Here is a 16,742-nt window from a genome sequence, read left to right as displayed (position 1 = left end):
GGCGAGTGCCGGAAGAACACGTAGGAGGCGGCATGAACGCTGAGCCCGACAAGACGTCCGCGGGGGATCTCCCGACGCCCGACCGGCTGCTCCACGCCGGATCGGAGGGCGAGTTCACGGCGGAGGACCTGGTCCTGGCCTCGGGCCGTGACGTGAATCCGAAGAGCCTCGCCTGGGCCGAACGGCGCATGGCGGAGAAGGGGCGCGCATCCATGGACGAGCTCCTGCCCTAGAAAGCCTTCCAGGGGCCTGCCCCCGGAAGGCCTGCTCTGAAAGGCCCCCGCGTTTCGTTCGCCCCGGATCGGCCCGTCCGAGCCGGGGCCGCGGGCTGTCCCGACTTTCCCGAGGCTCCCGACCTCCCCGACTTCCCCGAGGCTCCCCGACCTCCCCGAGGCTCCCTGAGGCTTCCGCATTTGTGGAACACGTTCTACCGTGGCCGCCCACAGGGCGCCGTAGGGCGCGCCGTCACGGGAGGCCGCCATGCACCTCGAGTACACGCCCGCTCAGAACAGCCTGCGCGCCGAGCTGCGGGCGTACTTCGCCGAGCTGGTCCCGGACGACTTCCACACCCGTTACGAGGACCCGGCCGCGCAGAAGCGCTTCTACCGGGAGACCGTGCGGCGGCTCGGCGTGGACGGCTGGCTCGGGGTCGGCTGGCCCACCGAGTACGGCGGGCGCGGACTCTCCCCCATGGAGCAGTTCATCTTCTTCGACGAGGCCGCCCAGGCCGGCGTACCCCTGCCGCTGATGGCCCTGAACACGGTCGGGCCGACGATCATGCGGTACGGCACCGACGAGCAGAAGGCGTACTTCCTGCCCCGGATCCTCTCCGGCGAGCTCGACTTCGCCATCGGCTACAGCGAGCCCGACGCGGGCACCGACCTCGCCGCGCTGAAGACGCGCGCGGTGCGGGAGGGCGACGAGACCACCGGCCACTACACCGTCAACGGGCAGAAGATCTGGACCACCAACGGCGACACCGCCGACTGGGTCTGGCTCGCGGTCCGTACCGACGTCGACGCCCCGCCGCACAAGGGCATCACCATGCTCCTCGTCCCGACGAGCGACCCCGGCTACTCGTGCACGATCATCAACACCCTCGCCTCGCACGACACGACCGCCAGCTACTACGACAACGTCCGGGTCCCGGCCTCGCGCCGTGTCGGCGAGGAGAACAAGGGCTGGCGCCTCATCACCAACCAGCTCAACCACGAACGCGTCACCCTCGCGGCCCACGGGACCATGGCGATCCGCGCCCTCCACGACGTACAGCGCTGGGCCGCGGACACGACGCTGACCGACGGCCGCCGCGTCCTCGACCTCCCGTGGGTCCGCCGTGTCCTCGCCCGCACCCACGCCCGGCTCGACGCGATGAAGCTCCTCAACTGGCAGATGGTGAACGCCGTCCAGCAGGGCACCCTGACCCCGCAGGACGCCTCCGCCGTCAAGGTCTACGGCTCCGAGGCCCGCCGCGACGCCTACGCGGCCCTCATGGAGGTCGTCGGCTCCGCGGGCGCCCTCAAGGAGGGCTCGGCGGGCGCGGTCCTCCACGGCGAACTGGAACGCGGCTACCGCTCCGCCGTCATCTTCACCTTCGGCGGCGGCAACAACGAGATCCAGCGCGAGATCATCTCCTGGATCGGCCTGGGCATGCCCCGCGTCCGCCGCTGAGCCCGTGTGCCGCGCGAGAATTCCCGGGCCCTGGCCCTGGCCCGGGTCCGGGCCAGGATCAGCGGTACTCGCAGAGGTAGGCGGTCTCCACCGCGACCTTGAGCTGGAACCTGCTGTCGCCGGGGACCTTGAAGTGGTCCCCGGCGGCGAAGGTCTCCCAATCGCCGGCACCGGGCAGCAGGACCGTCAGAGCGCCGCTGACCACGTGCATGATCTCCGCGGCGGCGGTGCCGAACTCGTAGGAACCCGGAGCCATGACGCCGATGGTCGCCGGGCCCTGCTCCTGGGTGAACGCGATCGACTTGACCGTGCCGTCGAAGTACTCGTTGACCGTGAACATGGGCGTCCTCCTGGGAATCAGGGCAGCAGAGGGGGGCGGGGCATCGTGTACCGGCCGCGGATAGGGGCACCTTAACGGCGCGCGGGCAGCGGGCGGACACCCCCGCCCGGCTGGTCTCACCTGCTGGACGGCGCCGGCCGGTGTCCCGGCCGGAGCGCCCGTCGCCCCCGCGTGGGGTCGGCCGGAGCGCCCGTCGCCCTCGCGTGCGGCCGGCCGGAGCGCCCGTCGCCCTCGCGTGCGGCCGGCCGGTCCCTCGACACCTCGCCACCGGCGCGCGGTCGTCAGCTCCGCAGGTGGGAGGCGCCGTTGAGATCGAGGATCGTGCCCGAGGACCACTCGGCGGCGGGGGAGGCGAGCCACAGCACCGCCGCCGCGATCTCCTCGGCCGAGCCCACCCGGCCGAACGGACTCTGCGCCCGGATCGCCTCGCCCTCGGGGCCCTCCACACGCGGCGCCACCCGCTCCGTCGCGAAGAACCCGGGAGCGACCGAGGCGACGGCGATCCCGTACGGCGCGAGCGAGACCGCGAGCGACTGGCCCAACGCGTGCACGGCGGCCTTCGTCGCCCCGTACGCCGGATGGTCGGGCTCGCCACGGAAGGCGCCACGGGAGCCGATGTTCACGATCCGCCCGCCCCCGCCCTGGTCGATCATCCGGCGCGCCGCCAGATGGCTCAGGTTGGCCGTGGCGAGCAGGTTCACGGCCACGTGCTGCTGCCAGACCGCCACCCACTCCTCGTACGGCGTGTCCGGCAGGGGGTGGCGGATGTTCACGGCCGCGTTGTTCACCAGGACGTCGATCCCGCCGAGCGCCTCGGCCGCCGCGTCCGCCACGGCGGCGGCTCCCGACGGGTCCGCGAGGTCGCCGCCGACGAGGGCGTGGCCGGTGCCGGCCAGGGAGGCGAGGGTCGTACGGGCCTCCTCCTCGCGCGAGCCGAAGTGGACGGCCACGCGGTCGCCGTTGGCCGCGAAGGCGCGGGCCACCGCACGGCCGAGTCCCCGCGACGCGCCGCTGACGAGCACGCGGCGACCGGATGCGGATACGTTCATGGAGGGTGCCTCCCTGCGATCAGGCGTTCCGTACGGCGGCGACGATACGGCCCCCGCATCCGGACCGGGATCACGGGGGAGACGGTGCAACGGAGCCGCAGGTACCCCGTCCGCGGCCGTCCGCCCCGTTCCGCCGCCTTCCGTTTGCGACCCCCCGGACATGGGGTTTGGGTGTGAGACGAGGACCATCCCCTTGCGCATCTGGAGCTCGGCATGTCGATGGCGTTCGGTTCACCCTTCGGTTCGTCCGACCCGTTCAGCGACATGCTGAACCGGTTCTTCGGCATGTCGCCCGGATCGTCGCCCCCGGCCGTGCAGCGCGTACCGATCGGGCGGCTGCTGACGGAGTCGTCGCGCGAACTCCTCAACCTGGCCGCGCGCAAGGCCGTCGAGGACGGGACGTCCGACCTGGACACGGAGCACCTCCTCTGGGCGACGACCCAGGTCGACCCCTCGCGGCGGTTCCTCGCCCAGGCCGGGGTGGACACCGAGGCGCTCGCCGCGGAGATCGAGAAGGTGCTGCCCGGGGAGTCCGAGGAACCGTCCGCCGAGCCCGGCCTCACCCCCGCAGCCAAGCGCACCCTCGCCCTCGCCCACGCCACCTCGCAGGCGTCCGGCGTCTCGTACATCGGCCCCGAACACATCCTCGGCGCACTCCTCAACGACGCCGACTCGGGTGCCGGCCGGTTCCTGCGCGCCGAGGACGTCGACGTACGGAAGGTGCGCGGCCTCGCGGACCAGGCGGCACGCGCGGACGGTGCTCCCGCCGGGGCCGGCAGGCAGGCCAAGGCGGGCGCACAGCCGCAGCAGCCGTCCACCACCCTCGACGAGTTCGGCAGGGACCTGACCGAGGAGGCGAAGGCCGGCAAGCTCGACCCCGTCGTCGGCCGCGCCGAGGAGATCGAGCAGACCATCGAGATCCTCTCGCGGCGCTCCAAGAACAACCCCGTGCTCATCGGCGAGCCCGGCGTCGGGAAGACCGCCATCGTCGAGGGGCTCGCCCAGCGCATCGTGGCGGGCGAGGTGCCCGACATCCTCAAGGACAAGCGGGTCGTCTCCCTCGACATGTCCGGCATGGTCGCCGGGGCGCAGTACCGCGGCCAGTTCGAGGAGCGTCTGAAGAAGGTCATCGAGGAGGTCCAGGAGGCGGACGGCGCCGTCATCCTCTTCATCGACGAGCTCCACACGGTCGTCGGCGCCGGAGCCTCGGGCGAGAGCTCGATGGACGCGGGCAACATGCTCAAGCCCGCCCTCGCGCGCGGCGAGCTCCACGTCGTCGGAGCGACGACGATCGACGAGTACCGCAAGTACGTCGAGAAGGACGCCGCCCTCGAACGCCGCTTCCAGCCCGTCCTCATCCCCGAGCCCACGGTCGAGGAGACCGTGCAGATCCTCGAAGGACTGCGGGACGTGTACGAGGCCCACCACCAGGTCCGCTTCGCCGACGGGGCCCTGACGGCGGCGGCGGAACTCTCCGACCGCTACATCAGCGACCGCTTCCTCCCCGACAAGGCCATCGACCTCATGGACCAGGCCGGTGCCCGGGTACGGCTGCGCAGCGCCGGCCGTTCCACCGAGGTCGTCAGCCGCGAGGACCGCCTCGCGAAGCTGGGCCGCGAGAAGGACCAGGCCGTCGCGGGAGAGGATTTCGAGAGGGCCTCGGAGCTGAAGCGGCAGATGGCCGAGGTCGAGGGCGAACTCGCGGGCATCGAGGAGCGCCGTGAAGGCGTCGTCTCGGTCACCGCGTCCGACATCGCCGACATCGTCTCCCGCCGTACGGGCATCCCGGTCGCCCAGCTCACCGCCGGCGAGAAGGAGAGGCTCCTCAAGCTGGAGGAGGAGATGCACGCCAGGATCGTCGGCCAGGCCGAGGCGGTCACGGCGGTCTCCGAGGCCGTGCGCCGCAACCGCGCGGGCATGGGCGACCCGAACCGCCCCGTGGGTTCCTTCCTCTTCCTCGGACCCACGGGCGTGGGCAAGACCGAGCTCGCCAAGACGCTCGCCGAGCTGCTGTTCGGCGACGAGAGCCGCATGATCCGGTTCGACATGAGCGAGTTCCAGGAGAAGCACACGGTGGCCCGGCTCGTCGGCGCGCCTCCCGGATACGTCGGCTACGAGGAGGCCGGCCAGCTCACCGAGAAGGTCCGGCGCCAGCCGTACAGCGTGGTGCTCTTCGACGAGGTGGAGAAGGGGCACCCCGACGTCTTCAACACGCTGCTCCAGATCCTCGACGACGGGCGTCTCACCGACGGACAGGGCCGCACGGTCGACTTCCGGCACTGCGTCGTCATCATGACGTCCAACATCGGCGCCCATCGCATCCTCGCCCACGAGGGCGACGCGGCCGAGCTCAAGGACGAGCTGATGCAGGACCTGCGGGGGAAGTTCCTGCCCGAGTTCCTCAACCGCATCGACGACATCATCATCTTCCACAGCCTCACCGAGGGAGACCTGTCGGAGATCCTCGAACACCTCCTCGACCGCAGCAAGCACCGCGTCCACGCACAGGGCATGACCCTTGAGGTCACCGAAGCGGCGAAGAAGCTCCTCGTCGCCCACGGCTACCAGCCCGCGTTCGGCGCCCGCCCACTGCGCCGCACGATCCAGACGGAACTCGACAACCGCGTCGCGTCCCTGCTGCTCGGCGGGGAGGCGGATCCCGGCGACACGATCGTCGCCGACATCGTGGACGACTCGCTCCACTGCCTGGTCCGCAAGGGCGAACCCGGAAACGGCGCGAACCACGCCGACGCCACGGCGGCGCGCCCGGCCTGATCGACAAGACCAGGAGGGAGGGTCGTCGATCGGGTCTCAGGTCCCCAGCGCCCGTGCCAGGAGCCCGCGGCGGTGGCGGCTGCCCGTCTTCGTGAAGACCGACTTGAGGTGGTCCTGCACCGTGTGCGCGGACACCGACATCGCGTCCGCCGCGGCGCCCGTGTCGGCGCCGTCCGCGAGATGGCCGAGCAGCTCCGTCTCGCGGACGGTCAGACCGTGGGCCCGGCAGAAGACGTCCAGGCGGTCCGCCGGGGTGGTCTCCTCGATCGTCACGGCGATCTCCCGCTCGGACGACGGGACCCGCGAGCCCGGCCCGTCGTCGATCCGGGCCGCCCGCAGTGTCAGCCACAGGCCCTCGGCGAGGTGCACGCGCGCGCGTGGCGGGTTCGGGTCGACGCCGGCCTCGCGGGCGAGCAGCTGCGCGGCCACGTTGTACGCGGCCGCCGGGATCGGCGCCCGGCCCTCCTCCGGCGGGATCAGGCCCGCCAGATAGGCGGGGGCCTCCGGCGTCTGACCGCGCACCCGCAGGTCGGGGGAGAGCAGCAGCACCAGCGGGCCCGGCCGACCGGTGCCCTGCGGGCGCGCCGGGAACGCGGAGGCCTGGGCCCGCCGCAGGGCCTCGGTGACGGGCCCGGCGACCGCGTCCAGATACGCCAGGTCCGCCGCGCCGAACTCCGCCCCGTACCGCCACAGATCGAGGAAGCCCCAGCACCCGAAGCGGTCGCGGAACACCGCCGACGCCACGTCGCGCACCCCGAGCGGCCGCAGCATCTCCTCCCACAGCGGCCCCCGCTCGCCCTCCGGCAGGCCGCTCAGCGCGGCGGCGCCCGTGAGCACGGTCCAGCGACCGGCCGCCGTCAGGTACTTGAGCCGGATCAGCCGGGGCAGCTCCGGCAGGACCGGCACCCGCGCCACCGGCGCGCACCCCACCGAGGTCACCGGGTCGGTCAGCAGGAACGCGAAGGCCTCGGCCCCGAGCAGCCCCCGGAACTCCCCGAGCAACCGGACCCGCAGCGCGCGGGTGTCACCGCCGGCCGCGCAGATCCGCAGGACGCGCTCGCGGGAGCGGGCGTGGACGGCGGGAAGAGCCATGGGCGGAGCGTACGGGCCGATACCCCACGGATCTGGGATGTACGCGACGCGGTGCCGCCGTCCACGCTGGAACCGTTCCCCGAACCCGGGAGGAGGAGCCGTGATCACCCTGCACATCGAGCACCCGATCACCGACTACACCGTGTGGAAGGAGGCGTTCGACCGCTTCGCCGACGCCCGCGGGGAGGCCGGGGTACTCCGGCACCAGGTGCGCCGGCCCGTCGACGACCCCGCCTACGTCGTCGTCGATCTGTCCTTCGCCACCACCGAGCGCGCCGAGGGCTTCCTGGACTTCCTCCGCACACGCGTGTGGGCGAGCCCCGAACGGGCGCCCGCGCTGATCGGCACGCCCCACGCGCGCGTGCTCACCACGGAGGAGGAGACCTGACCGGAACGACGAGTAACAGGGCGGGGGTGAGGGCGAGGGCAGTCCGAGGGGCAGGGCGAGAGACAGGACACGGGACAGATCGCCGGGCCCGGTTCGCCGGGACCGCTCTCCCCGGGCCGGGCGCGGGCGTAGCCTGAGCGCCATGAGGCAGGACGCCGATCCCGGGCTCTTCGGGCCCCGCTCCGTGACCTGGCAGCTGCACGGCGACCCGGTGATGTGGATCGCCGGGGTCCGAGCTCTCTGGCTGCAGGCGCTCCACCCGGTGGCCGTCCGCGGAGTCATGATCAACAGCAGCTTCCGGGACGACCCCTGGGGCCGTCTGATGCGGACCGCGAGCTTCGTCGGCACCCTGAGCTACGGGACGACGGAAGCGGCGGAGGCGGCCGGCGCCCGCGTCCGCCGGATCCACCGGCTGCTCGGCGTGGACGACCCCGAACTCCTGCTCTGGGTCCACTGCGCGGAGGTCGACTCGTACCTCTCGGTGGCGCGCAGGTCCGGTCTCCCGCTCACCGACGCCCAGGCCGACCGCTACCTCGACGAGCACCGTGTCTCCGCCCGCCTCGTCGGCCTCGACCCGGAGACCGTCCCGGGATCCGTCGCCGAACTCGCCCGCTACTTCGAGGGCGTGCTGCCCCGCCTCGCCGCCGGACCGGACGCGCGGACCGTCGAGGACTTCCTGCGGCGCCCGCCGGTGAAACCCGTCCTGGTACCGGCGCGCGAGGTGATCTGGCGGCGCGTGACAGCGCTCGCGTACGACACCCTGCCCCCCTACGCCCACGCGCTCTACGGCAGGCCCGCCCCGGCGGACGGGACCGTCGACCAGCGGCTCACCGCCACGGCCAACCTCCTCCGATGCATCCCCGACCGCGTGCGCTGGCGGCTGCCACCCCGCCACATCCTCCGGGCCATGGACCGCCTCGGCCCGGACAGCCGCCCCGATCCCTACGCGCACCTGGACGAGTAGTTCCGATGTGGTGGTGCTGTCTCATCGGGGGTTGAGCGGTGTCACCAGGTACGTCGTGACATCGTGGCGCCATGACCATCGCAGTTCGCCCGGCTTCAGCCTTCGAGGATGTCCGTACCCTGGTCGGTCCAAAGTCACCTGGAGCCAACGTCTGCTGGTGCCTGAGCTACCGGATCCCGTCCAAGCTCAACAACGAGCTTCGCGGGCCGGCCCGCGGCGCGTATGTCGCCGAGCTGTGCCGTACGGATCCCTCTCCGGGGGTGCTCGCCTACGACGGCGACGAGCCGGTCGGCTGGGCCGCCGTAGCGCCGCGCTCGGACACCTCCTTCGCGCGCAGCCGTAAGATCCCGCACATTGACGACCTGCCGGTCTGGTCGCTGTGGTGCATCCGCGTACGCCCTGGTCATCGCAAGAGGGGGATCTCGCACACCCTGATTGCCGGTGCGGTCGAGTTCGCCCGTGCCCACGGCGCACCGGCGATCGAGGCGTACCCGCTCGACAGCGGTGGCGCCAAGGTCGACGTGACGATGGCGTACGCCGGGATCCGGAAGAACTTCGAGCGCGCCGGGTTCGCCCACGCCGCCGACACCACCTCGGTGCTGGCCGGTCATCCCCGAGTCCTGATGCGGCTCGACCTACGCTGATAGATCAGCCCGGCGCCTCAACGGCCGGCAGGACGGTGGTCAGTGATCGAAAGCGGTCAGCGATCGCAGGACCGGAGCGCCGGTCTTGTGGTTGTGCCAGATGGCCGTGGCCATCGCGAGGATGCGCTGGGCGACGCGGACGGCGACGCCCTCGAAGGTCCGGCCGCCGTGCTGTTCGAGATCGAGCTGGCCCTTCAACGTGTCGTTGACCGACTCGATCAGCTGCCGCACCGACTTCAGCAGCGACTCGCCCTTGCGGGGCTTTTCCCGCTTGAACGACGGGCGGAGCAACTCCGCGCCCTGGAAGGCGAGGTCGGCCTCGAACTCCTTGGAGGGGAAGCCCTTGTCCGCGATCAGCAGCAGGCCGGGCCGGTCGGCGGCCAGCTCGGGCTCGCGGTCCAGCATGGCGGCCATCACCTCCCGCTCGTCGATCTTCACGTACAGTCCGGTGATGAGGGCGTCCAGGTCTTCGTTCGTCACAAAACGATCTTGGACGCCCTCTCTGTATCCCCGGACGCACCGTCAGCATTCGGAACTACTCGTCTAGGGCCTGTCCGATGGGTCACGTGAGGTGGTTCTTCCGTGGCCTAGTGTGTGGTGCCGAATGAGGGGGGCGCTTGTCGCGGTATACGGCTGAAGCCGAAGCGGGGATGAAGGGGATCACCTTCCCTGCCTGGCAGGGACGTCACTACGTGACGCTCGCTGAGCTGCTGGTCAGGCTTGGCAGCTTCGGCCTGGGGCTGCGTTGGCGTGTCGAGTGCGACGAGCAGTGGGACCTCCCTGCGGAGTTGGAGCGCCGTTCTGCGGGCGATGGCATGGACACTCTGATGCTGCTCTCGCTGACAGCTCCTGATATCCAGCTGATCGACGCTGAGGCTTGCGGGTTTGCCGAGGACGCACTGGTTGTGGTGCTGACCGAAGTGGACAGTTCTCTGTGGGACGTCAGGGCTGTCGACGAGCGCGTGCTCAGCGAACTTCGGGGCCACTACCCGGGCGCCGCAGACCTCTGAGCGGGGCCCTCACCCCGTTCGGAGCCAGAGGCGGATAGCTGCGACCGTCACCGTGCCGTGGAAGCCGTAGCCCCTCTGCCGGCACGCCTTGGCGGGCGGGCATGGGCTCCCGCGGCGTGCTGGTGAGCACGGCAGGAGGTGGAGTCCACACTCACCATGCTCCAGTCGATCCGGCCCTCGGGTGAGTGCAACACGCTTCAGGCCGCGCCGGAGCCGTCCAGGACTGGCGCTCACGCGGTGTAATGATATGCTACGCAACGTGACAATGGAGCCCGAGGGCATCCCTCGACACCACGCGAACCCGCCCAATCACGTCTATTACTTCGACATCGGGACCGGCATCTGGCAGGGAAAAGCCACCTTCCGCGTCACCTCTTGGCGTCGTCTCATGCGTAGCCGCATCGGGTTGACGAACAAACTGCTCGTGACCGCCATGCACATCATCGAGCGGCTCACCGGTGCGCCACGGCAGGACTCGACGATCGTGGCGAATCCGAACGAGGGTGAGTTCGGTCGGGCCGACAACGTGGTCAGGATCTCCAAGTTCGGCGTGACCCTGTACCTCTTGGAAGAGCAGTACGTACTGCACAGTGACGGAATCGGAGTCACTGTGAACGGGGACGAGAGGCTCGGCCCCGTGCCGGGCCTGCTCACGCGGACCTTCACCTACTCTGCGGAAATTCGCGACGAAGGGATGGCCGCGACCTACAGCATGCCGTTGCTCGGAGCCCATTGGACCGCGGACTATCAGGTCACACCCGACCGCCAGAGCATCTTCGCGGAATTGGTGTGCGACTGGGGCACGGCGACCGAGGAAACCCACCGAATCAGCGCGCCGGTTTAGTCGGCGGCAGGAACATACTCCCGATGACCGCCGAGTTCATGCTCCCCGCCGAAAAGGTCACCCTGGTCGCCGGATTGCTTGCCGACCGGGTCAGGCAGTATGACGCCACACACGATCGCCGGGCCGCGTTCGCCTACACCTACTACCGCCTCACGACGGCGCTCGCCACAGCCTTGGATACAGGCACCCCCGAGTTCGACGACCCGCCGTGGGTCGCCGAGCTGTGTGAGACGCTCGCGTCGGCCTACTTCGGCGCGATGGACAGCATCGACGAGTGGCTGGCGGGACGATCCGGTGGCTCCGCAGACGAAGTTCAGCCCAGTGATCTGCCGGACTCCATCCCTCAACCATGGCGAGACGTCTTCGCCGCTTCGAGTGTCCGGCGCTCCTACATGCTGGAAGACGTGCTCTTTTCCATGATGGCGCACATGTCATACGACTTGCCGGAGGCGTTGCGTCGCATGGCGACGTCCACGGGCGACCGCAGCCACATCGCGGACTTCCACCGCATGAACGACGTGCTGGCGTCCTGTATCGACGGGGTCCAGGACGACCTTGCGGCCAGGTACTTTCGTGGGCTCAGCTCTCTGGACAGGCTGTTCACCCGTAGTGACGAACTGTTGACCAATTACGGGATCCGCGTCGCGCGGGGTTTGGCCTGGTTCAACTGCGACAGACTCTTGGACCCGGATGCGACCGAGGAAGCGGCGCGGTCGATCGGCAGGAGCACCGCCGCGCTCATCTCCGAAATCCGCACCCCCGGCGACCGGAAGCTGCGCGCCGGCTTGTGGATCCTGCGCAGGTTGATTCCCGACCGCCGGCACTGGCCCGCAGCGGGTACGCCCATCGGGTAGAAGGTCGAAGCCTGGAGCCCGCGCCGCACACCGTGAACGACATCACTCAGCGATCTCGGTATGTGCCGGTCCTGAGTCGTAACGGTCGAGGAACTCGTTCGCCGGGAGATCGAGCGCATGCAGCTTGGAGAACACCTCCGTACCCGCGCCCACCTCCTCGTCGCCGTCGGAGATCCGGTATGCCTGCACCATGTCGAGGACTTCGAAGTCGCTCTGCCCTGCGTACGCGGCCGACTCCCGTTCAGCCAGTTCGATGGCTTCGTCAAGGGACCGTGCTCGGAACAGCACGACGCGCTCCTCGTAGGGGCGGTTCTCCCAGGTCAGCCATCGATAGAAGGTTCTGGCGCCGTACCACGCCTTCGGCTCTTGGTTCATCTCCGGTCTGCCATATCCCCTCGCGTCACACCATGATCACCGTAAAGAAGGATCCACTCTCGCAACACCCCCTAGGCCCGGACACCCGGCGCGACAGCTGACCCGTGCCCTACCCGTACCCACTGTCAGAGGCTGCGGCCATACTGGACATGTCGGGGAGGATGCGCGGAAACGACGGGGGCGACAGCACACGATGGGGGACAGCGGGCTGATCCAGGGCCGGTACCGCCTGCACGAGGTCATCGGACGCGGGGGCATGGGCGAGGTCTGGCGTGCCACCGACGAGGCGCTCGGGCGGGGGGTCGCCGTGAAATGCCTCAAGCCACTCGGCCCGCAGCACGACCCGCAGTTCCACACGGTCGTGCGCGAGCGCTTCCGGCGCGAGGCCCGCGTCGCCGCCGCGCTCCAGCACCGGGGCATCACCGTCGTCCACGACTTCGGCGAGTACGACGGCGTGCTCTTCCTCGTCATGGAGCTCCTGGAGGGACGCAACCTCAGCCAGCTCCTCGCGGCCAACGCCCAGCACCCGCTGCCCGTCCAGGACGTCGTCGAGATCGCCGACCAGGTCGCGGACGCCCTCGCGTACACGCACCGCCAGGGGATCGTGCACCGCGACCTCAAGCCGGCGAACATCATGCGGCTGGCGGACGGGACGGTGAAGATCTGTGACTTCGGGATAGCGCGACTCGGCACCGACATGGGCTTCACCTCCAAGCTCACCGGAACCGGCATCGCCATGGGGACGCCCCACTACATGTCCCCGGAGCAGATCGGCGGCGGTGAGGTCGACCACCGCAGCGACCTCTACTCGCTGGGGTGCGTGCTCTACGAACTGGTCACCGGCGCCCCGCCCTTCGACCTCGGCGACTCCTGGGCGATCCTCATCGGGCACCGGGACACGGTGCCGCGCCCGCCGCGCGCGCACCGCGCCGAACTGCCGCCGTACTTCGACCGGATCGTCGTCGACCTGCTCGCCAAGGTGCCCGAGGAGCGGCCGGCCGACGCGGGTGACCTGCGCCGCCGGATCGTCTCGGGCCGCGTGGCCCCGGCGCACGTGGCGCCTCCGGTTCCGGTCGCGGTGACCGGTCCGGATCCGGCCGCGACCGCCCCGTACCCGATCCCGGGAGTTCCGGCCACCGGCATGCCGGCCTGGGCCAGAGGCCTGAGCGGCGGATATCGGCGGGCGACCGCCTCCGTACCGGCCGACGCGGGTGCGGGCGCCGCCACCGGCGCCGCCGTCGCGGCGCGTCCGGTCGCCCACGACCCGGCGGCGGCCGTGCTCACCACCGAGTGGACCGCCGCCACGCACGCGTCGAACGCGAGCTCGCTCGCGGACGAGACGGCCGCGACCGCGCTCGCCCCTGCCCCCAGCCCCTCGGCGGAGCTGCTCGCCGTGCTCGCCGGCCGCTACCGGGCGGGGATCGGCCTCGGCCGGCTCGACCGCTGGGGCGAGGCCGAATCGGTGCACCGGTCCGTCGCCGAGGACCGCGCCCGCGTCCTGGGAGAGGACCATCCCGACACCCTGGCCAGCCGGTACGAGGTCGGCTTCGCCCTCGCCAGGCTCGGCCGCGCCGCCGACGCCCTCGACGTCTTCGCCCGGGTCGCGGAGGCCCGCGCCCGGGCCCTCGGCGCCGACCACCCCGACACGCTGGCTGCGCGTCAGGAGCGGGCGTACGCGCTGGGCCGTCTCGGACGGCACCACGAGGCGTACGAGCTGTACGTCGCCGTGCTGGCCGCCCGCGAGCGCACCGTGGGCCCCGACCACCCCGACGCCCTGCGCTGCCGCCACAACCTCGCCTTCACGCTCGGCCGCCTGGGCCGCCTGGAGGAGTCGTACCGCACGGCGAACGCGGTCGTGGAGGCCCGGGCCCGGCTGCTCGGCGCCGACCACCCCGACACCCTGGTCACCCGCCACGAAGTCGCGGTCACGCTCGCGCGGCTGGGGCGCGGACAGGAGGCGCTCGCCCAGTACCGCGCGGTGGCCGACGCGCGCGCGGCCGCCCTCGGCGACGAGCATCCGGACACCCTTGCCGCGCGCTACGAGACCGGGATCTGCCTCGGCAGGCTCGGGCAGGCCGCGGACGCCCTGGACGTCTGCCGCGACGTCGTCGCCGCGCGCACGCGCGTGCAGGGCTCGGACGGGCCCGAGACACTGCGCGCCCGTCACGCCCTCGCGGTCAACCTCGGCCGGCTCGGGCGCTGGGCGGAGGCGCTCGACGAGTCCGAGAGCGTCCGCGTCGTCCGGGAGCGCGTCCTCGGCCCCGACCACCCGGACACCCTCCTCAGTCACCGTGAGACAGCGGTCGCCCTCGGCAGGCTCGGCCGCTATGAGGAGGCCCTGACGGCGCACCGGGCGATCGCCGCCACCCGCACCCGGGTCCTGGGCCCGGACCACCCCGACACGCTGGCCGGCCTCCGGGACGAGGCCCACTGCCTGGAGCGCCTCGGCCGCACCACCGAAGCCGCGGCCCTCCACCGGAGAGCGACCGTCCCGGAGGCACCGTGACCGGGACGCGGGGTGAGCAGAGTGCGCCGTGATCCGGAGGCAGGCGCCGTGATCCGGAGGGAAGCCGAGCCGGACGCGCCGTGACCCGGAGGCAGGGCGAGTCGGACGCGCCGTGACCGGGGTGCGCCGTGATCCGGACGCGAGGTGAGTCGGCTGCGCCGCCACTCGGCCGCGCCGTGCCCCGGACGCGCCCGCAGGTCCAGCGACGTTCGGCCGCCCGGGCGGAGTTCCCTTCGGCGAGCCCCCGCACGGGCTTGGCGCCCGGCGCCGTGCCGGTGCGGTCGGAGCGACCGGTTCCGTGGTCTTCCCCGGTCGGCCGGACTCGTGTTTGCATGAGCCATGACCGTGCCCGCTCCGCTTCCCGGTGTCCCCACCGCACCCCGCGCGTACGACGCCGTCGTCGTCGGGGGCGGTCACAACGGCCTCGTCGCCGCCGCCTACCTGGCCCGTGCCGGACGGAGCGTCCTCGTCCTGGAGCGGCTCGGGTCCACCGGCGGGGCCGCCGTGTCCACCCGGCCGTTCGCCGGGGTCGACGCCCGGCTCTCCCGGTACTCGTACCTCGTCTCGCTCCTCCCCGAGAAGATCACGCGCGAGCTGGGGCTGCGCTTCGCCGTACGGAAGCGGTCCGTCTCCTCGTACACGCCGAAGGGCGACGGCGGCCTCCTCGTCGGCGGGGGCCCCGAGCGCACCCGGGCCTCCTTCGCCGCGCTCACCGGCTCCGACCGCGAGTACGAGGCCTGGCAGGCCTTCTACGGCCGTACGGCCCGTGCCGCCCGCCGGATCTTCCCCACCCTCACCGAGCCTCTCCCCACCCGCGACGCACTCCGCGCCCGCGTCGACGACGCCGAGACGTGGCGGATGCTCTTCGAGGACCCCCTCGGCGTCACCGTCGAACGGACCTTCGCCGACGACCTCGTGCGCGGAGTCGTCCTCACCGACGCGCTCATCGGCACGTTCGCCGACGCCCACGACCCCACGCTGCTCCAGAACCGCTGCTTCCTGTACCACGTCATCGGCGGCGGCACCGGCGACTGGGACGTCCCCGTCGGCGGCATGGGCGCCCTCACCGACGCCCTCGCGGACGCGGCCCGCACCGCCGGGGCCCGCATCCTCACCGGCCACGAGGTCACCCGTATCGAGACCGACGGTCACCGTGCCGCGATCACCTACCGCACGGCCGACGACTGCGAGGCCACCGTCGACGCCGGACAGGTGCTCGTCAACGCCTCCCCGCAGGAGCTCGCGGCGCTGCTCGGCGAGACGCCCCCGCCGCCCGCGGAAGGCGCCCAGCTCAAGGTCAACATGCTGCTCACCCGGCTGCCGAGGCTCCGCGACCGTTCCGTCGACCCCCGCGAGGCGTTCGCCGGGACCTTCCACATCGCCGAGGGGTACGGGCAGCTGGCCGCCGCCCACGCCGAGGCCTCCGCCGGACACCTCCCCACCGCCCCGCCGTCCGAGATCTACTGCCACTCGCTGACCGACCCGACGATCCTCGGTCCCGAACTCGCCGCGCAGGGCCACCACACGCTCACGCTCTTCGGTCTGCACACGCCCGCCCGGCTGTTCGCCGCCGACAACGAAGGCACCAGGGCCGCGCTCCTCAAGGCGACCCTCGCCCAGCTCGACGCCCACCTGGACGAACCGATCGCCGACTGCCTCGCCCTCGACGAGGACGGCCGCCCCTGCATCGAGGCGAAGACCCCGCTCGACCTCGAACGCGATCTGCGTCTGCCCGGCGGGCACATCTTCCACCGCGACCTCTCCTTCCCCTATGGGGAGGAGTCGACGGGCCGGTGGGGCGTCGAGACCCGCCACGCCAACGTGCTGCTGTGCGGCGCGGGCGCGATGCGCGGCGGGGGAGTCAGCGGCATCCCCGGCCACAACGCCGCGATGGCCGCCCTCGGGCGATGACGAGCGGATCCCTGGCGGGGCCGCCGCCGCGGTGACGCGCGCCTTGCTCGCCGGAGCCGCCGACGCGCCTTGCTTGCGAAGCCCCCGCCGCGGTGACGCGCGCCTCCCCTGCGGAGCCCTCGCCCCCTCGAACACCCACCCGACCGCTTCGGCGCCGGCCCACCCCGCCTGCGGTGTGAAGCTGACCTGCGAGCGCGCTTAAGAAATCCTCGATGGACCCGGGGCCCCATGTACGGAAGATTCTCTTCCAGGGATCTTGGGCGCGCGGTCGTGCCCGCACCCCCACCATCACAGGACACGCACGTCGGGAGCCGTTGCA

The 16,742-nt window shown here is 71.6% G+C and carries 16 protein-coding genes and 1 pseudogene; 11 read left to right on the top strand and 6 right to left on the bottom strand.

The genetic code is table 11. The annotated features are described in order from the left end of the window. The first annotated feature begins 32 nt into the window (after positions 1–32). Entirely contained in the window at positions 33–233 is a 201-nt protein-coding gene (locus OG580_RS01815; RefSeq protein ID WP_267041865.1) for a hypothetical protein, read from the top strand. 247 nt (positions 234–480) lie between these two features. Beyond that, positions 481–1,671 (top strand): acyl-CoA dehydrogenase family protein, encoded by a 1,191-nt coding sequence (locus OG580_RS01810; RefSeq protein ID WP_267041864.1) that lies wholly within the window; start codon positions 481–483, stop codon positions 1,669–1,671. 58 nt (positions 1,672–1,729) lie between these two features. Here OG580_RS01810 and OG580_RS01805 read toward each other — a convergent pair whose 3' ends face one another. Together OG580_RS01805 and OG580_RS01800 are read right to left on the bottom strand one after the other, a co-directional pair. Next, on the bottom strand, positions 1,730–2,011 hold the full coding sequence (locus OG580_RS01805; RefSeq protein ID WP_267041863.1) for a pyrimidine/purine nucleoside phosphorylase: 282 nt from the start codon (positions 2,009–2,011) through the stop codon (positions 1,730–1,732). A gap of 281 nt (positions 2,012–2,292) precedes the next feature. Beyond that, positions 2,293–3,060, bottom strand: coding sequence for an SDR family NAD(P)-dependent oxidoreductase (locus OG580_RS01800; protein ID WP_267041862.1), 768 nt, complete (start codon positions 3,058–3,060; stop codon positions 2,293–2,295). A 213-nt stretch (positions 3,061–3,273) separates the two neighbouring features. Between OG580_RS01800 and OG580_RS01795 the strand changes: the two genes are divergently transcribed. Beyond that, positions 3,274–5,835: an ATP-dependent Clp protease ATP-binding subunit gene (locus OG580_RS01795; RefSeq protein ID WP_267041861.1), complete on the top strand. Its 2,562-nt coding sequence runs from the start codon at positions 3,274–3,276 to the stop codon at positions 5,833–5,835. 36 nt (positions 5,836–5,871) lie between these two features. Here the strand turns inward: OG580_RS01795 and OG580_RS01790 are convergent, their stop codons facing one another. Continuing rightward, positions 5,872–6,927: a helix-turn-helix transcriptional regulator gene (locus OG580_RS01790; RefSeq protein ID WP_267041860.1), complete on the bottom strand. Its 1,056-nt coding sequence runs from the start codon at positions 6,925–6,927 to the stop codon at positions 5,872–5,874. A 100-nt stretch (positions 6,928–7,027) separates the two neighbouring features. On the opposite strand from OG580_RS01790, the gene OG580_RS01785 reads away from it, so the two are divergent. From OG580_RS01785 to OG580_RS01775, 3 genes are all read left to right on the top strand, one after another. Next, the gene (locus OG580_RS01785) at positions 7,028–7,315 is read left to right on the top strand and encodes a hypothetical protein (RefSeq protein WP_267041859.1); all 288 of its coding nucleotides are present in this window, start codon (positions 7,028–7,030) and stop codon (positions 7,313–7,315) included. Positions 7,316–7,457: 142 nt separating this feature from the next. Continuing rightward, the gene (locus tag OG580_RS01780) at positions 7,458–8,279 is read left to right on the top strand and encodes an oxygenase MpaB family protein (RefSeq protein WP_267041858.1); all 822 of its coding nucleotides are present in this window, start codon (positions 7,458–7,460) and stop codon (positions 8,277–8,279) included. 71 nt (positions 8,280–8,350) lie between these two features. After that, positions 8,351–8,923 (top strand): GNAT family N-acetyltransferase, encoded by a 573-nt coding sequence (locus OG580_RS01775; RefSeq protein WP_267041857.1) that lies wholly within the window; start codon positions 8,351–8,353, stop codon positions 8,921–8,923. 39 nt (positions 8,924–8,962) lie between these two features. On the opposite strand, the gene OG580_RS01770 is transcribed toward OG580_RS01775, so the two are convergent. Beyond that, positions 8,963–9,403, bottom strand: a complete 441-nt coding sequence (locus OG580_RS01770) for a transposase (RefSeq protein ID WP_267041856.1) — start codon at positions 9,401–9,403, stop codon at positions 8,963–8,965. 137 nt (positions 9,404–9,540) lie between these two features. On the opposite strand from OG580_RS01770, the gene OG580_RS01765 reads away from it, so the two are divergent. Beyond that, on the top strand, positions 9,541–9,933 hold the full coding sequence (locus OG580_RS01765; RefSeq protein WP_267041855.1) for a hypothetical protein: 393 nt from the start codon (positions 9,541–9,543) through the stop codon (positions 9,931–9,933). An 89-nt stretch (positions 9,934–10,022) separates the two neighbouring features. On the opposite strand, the pseudogene OG580_RS01760 reads toward OG580_RS01765, so the two are convergent. Then, a pseudogene (locus OG580_RS01760) lies at positions 10,023–10,112 on the bottom strand (IS5/IS1182 family transposase); the annotation flags it as partial. 80 nt (positions 10,113–10,192) lie between these two features. Here OG580_RS01760 and OG580_RS01755 point away from each other — a divergent pair. Both OG580_RS01755 and OG580_RS01750 read left to right on the top strand, forming a co-directional pair. Beyond that, positions 10,193–10,777 (top strand): hypothetical protein, encoded by a 585-nt coding sequence (locus OG580_RS01755; RefSeq protein ID WP_267041854.1) that lies wholly within the window; start codon positions 10,193–10,195, stop codon positions 10,775–10,777. Positions 10,778–10,800: 23 nt separating this feature from the next. Beyond that, positions 10,801–11,631 carry a DUF5995 family protein gene (locus OG580_RS01750; RefSeq protein ID WP_267041853.1) on the top strand — a complete coding sequence of 277 codons (831 nt, stop codon included), beginning with the start codon at positions 10,801–10,803 and terminating at the stop codon, positions 11,629–11,631. 42 nt (positions 11,632–11,673) lie between these two features. Here the strand turns inward: OG580_RS01750 and OG580_RS01745 are convergent, their stop codons facing one another. Then, positions 11,674–12,006, bottom strand: a complete 333-nt coding sequence (locus OG580_RS01745; protein ID WP_267041852.1) for a hypothetical protein — start codon at positions 12,004–12,006, stop codon at positions 11,674–11,676. A 193-nt stretch (positions 12,007–12,199) separates the two neighbouring features. Here OG580_RS01745 and OG580_RS01740 point away from each other — a divergent pair, with 193 nt between their 5' ends. Both OG580_RS01740 and OG580_RS01735 read left to right on the top strand, forming a co-directional pair. Further along, complete coding sequence (locus OG580_RS01740) at positions 12,200–14,512, top strand: serine/threonine-protein kinase (protein ID WP_267041851.1); 2,313 nt, start codon at positions 12,200–12,202, stop codon at positions 14,510–14,512. Between the two features lie 339 nt (positions 14,513–14,851). Further along, positions 14,852–16,423, top strand: coding sequence for an NAD(P)/FAD-dependent oxidoreductase (locus OG580_RS01735; RefSeq protein WP_267041850.1), 1,572 nt, complete (start codon positions 14,852–14,854; stop codon positions 16,421–16,423). Positions 16,424–16,742 lie beyond the last annotated feature (319 nt).

This window comes from Streptomyces sp. NBC_00094 (assembly GCF_026343125.1).
In the GTDB taxonomy this organism is placed as follows: domain Bacteria; phylum Actinomycetota; class Actinomycetes; order Streptomycetales; family Streptomycetaceae; genus Streptomyces.
Note: the sequence above shows the minus strand (reverse complement) of the source record. Positions and strands in the feature narration are given on the sequence as shown.

Coding starts and splice junctions, on each gene's coding strand:
- OG580_RS01790 (WP_267041860.1), bottom strand. CDS start 6,927: ATGGCTCTTCCCGCCGTCCACGCCCGCTCCCGCGAGCGCGTCCTGCGG.
- OG580_RS01800 (WP_267041862.1), bottom strand. CDS start 3,060: ATGAACGTATCCGCATCCGGTCGCCGCGTGCTCGTCAGCGGCGCGTCG.
- OG580_RS01795 (WP_267041861.1), top strand. CDS start 3,274: ATGTCGATGGCGTTCGGTTCACCCTTCGGTTCGTCCGACCCGTTCAGC.
- OG580_RS01780 (WP_267041858.1), top strand. CDS start 7,458: ATGAGGCAGGACGCCGATCCCGGGCTCTTCGGGCCCCGCTCCGTGACC.
- OG580_RS01740 (WP_267041851.1), top strand. CDS start 12,200: ATGGGGGACAGCGGGCTGATCCAGGGCCGGTACCGCCTGCACGAGGTC.
- OG580_RS01805 (WP_267041863.1), bottom strand. CDS start 2,011: ATGTTCACGGTCAACGAGTACTTCGACGGCACGGTCAAGTCGATCGCG.
- OG580_RS01775 (WP_267041857.1), top strand. CDS start 8,351: ATGACCATCGCAGTTCGCCCGGCTTCAGCCTTCGAGGATGTCCGTACC.
- OG580_RS01810 (WP_267041864.1), top strand. CDS start 481: ATGCACCTCGAGTACACGCCCGCTCAGAACAGCCTGCGCGCCGAGCTG.
- OG580_RS01735 (WP_267041850.1), top strand. CDS start 14,852: ATGACCGTGCCCGCTCCGCTTCCCGGTGTCCCCACCGCACCCCGCGCG.
- OG580_RS01815 (WP_267041865.1), top strand. CDS start 33: ATGAACGCTGAGCCCGACAAGACGTCCGCGGGGGATCTCCCGACGCCC.
- OG580_RS01745 (WP_267041852.1), bottom strand. CDS start 12,006: ATGAACCAAGAGCCGAAGGCGTGGTACGGCGCCAGAACCTTCTATCGA.
- OG580_RS01750 (WP_267041853.1), top strand. CDS start 10,801: ATGACCGCCGAGTTCATGCTCCCCGCCGAAAAGGTCACCCTGGTCGCC.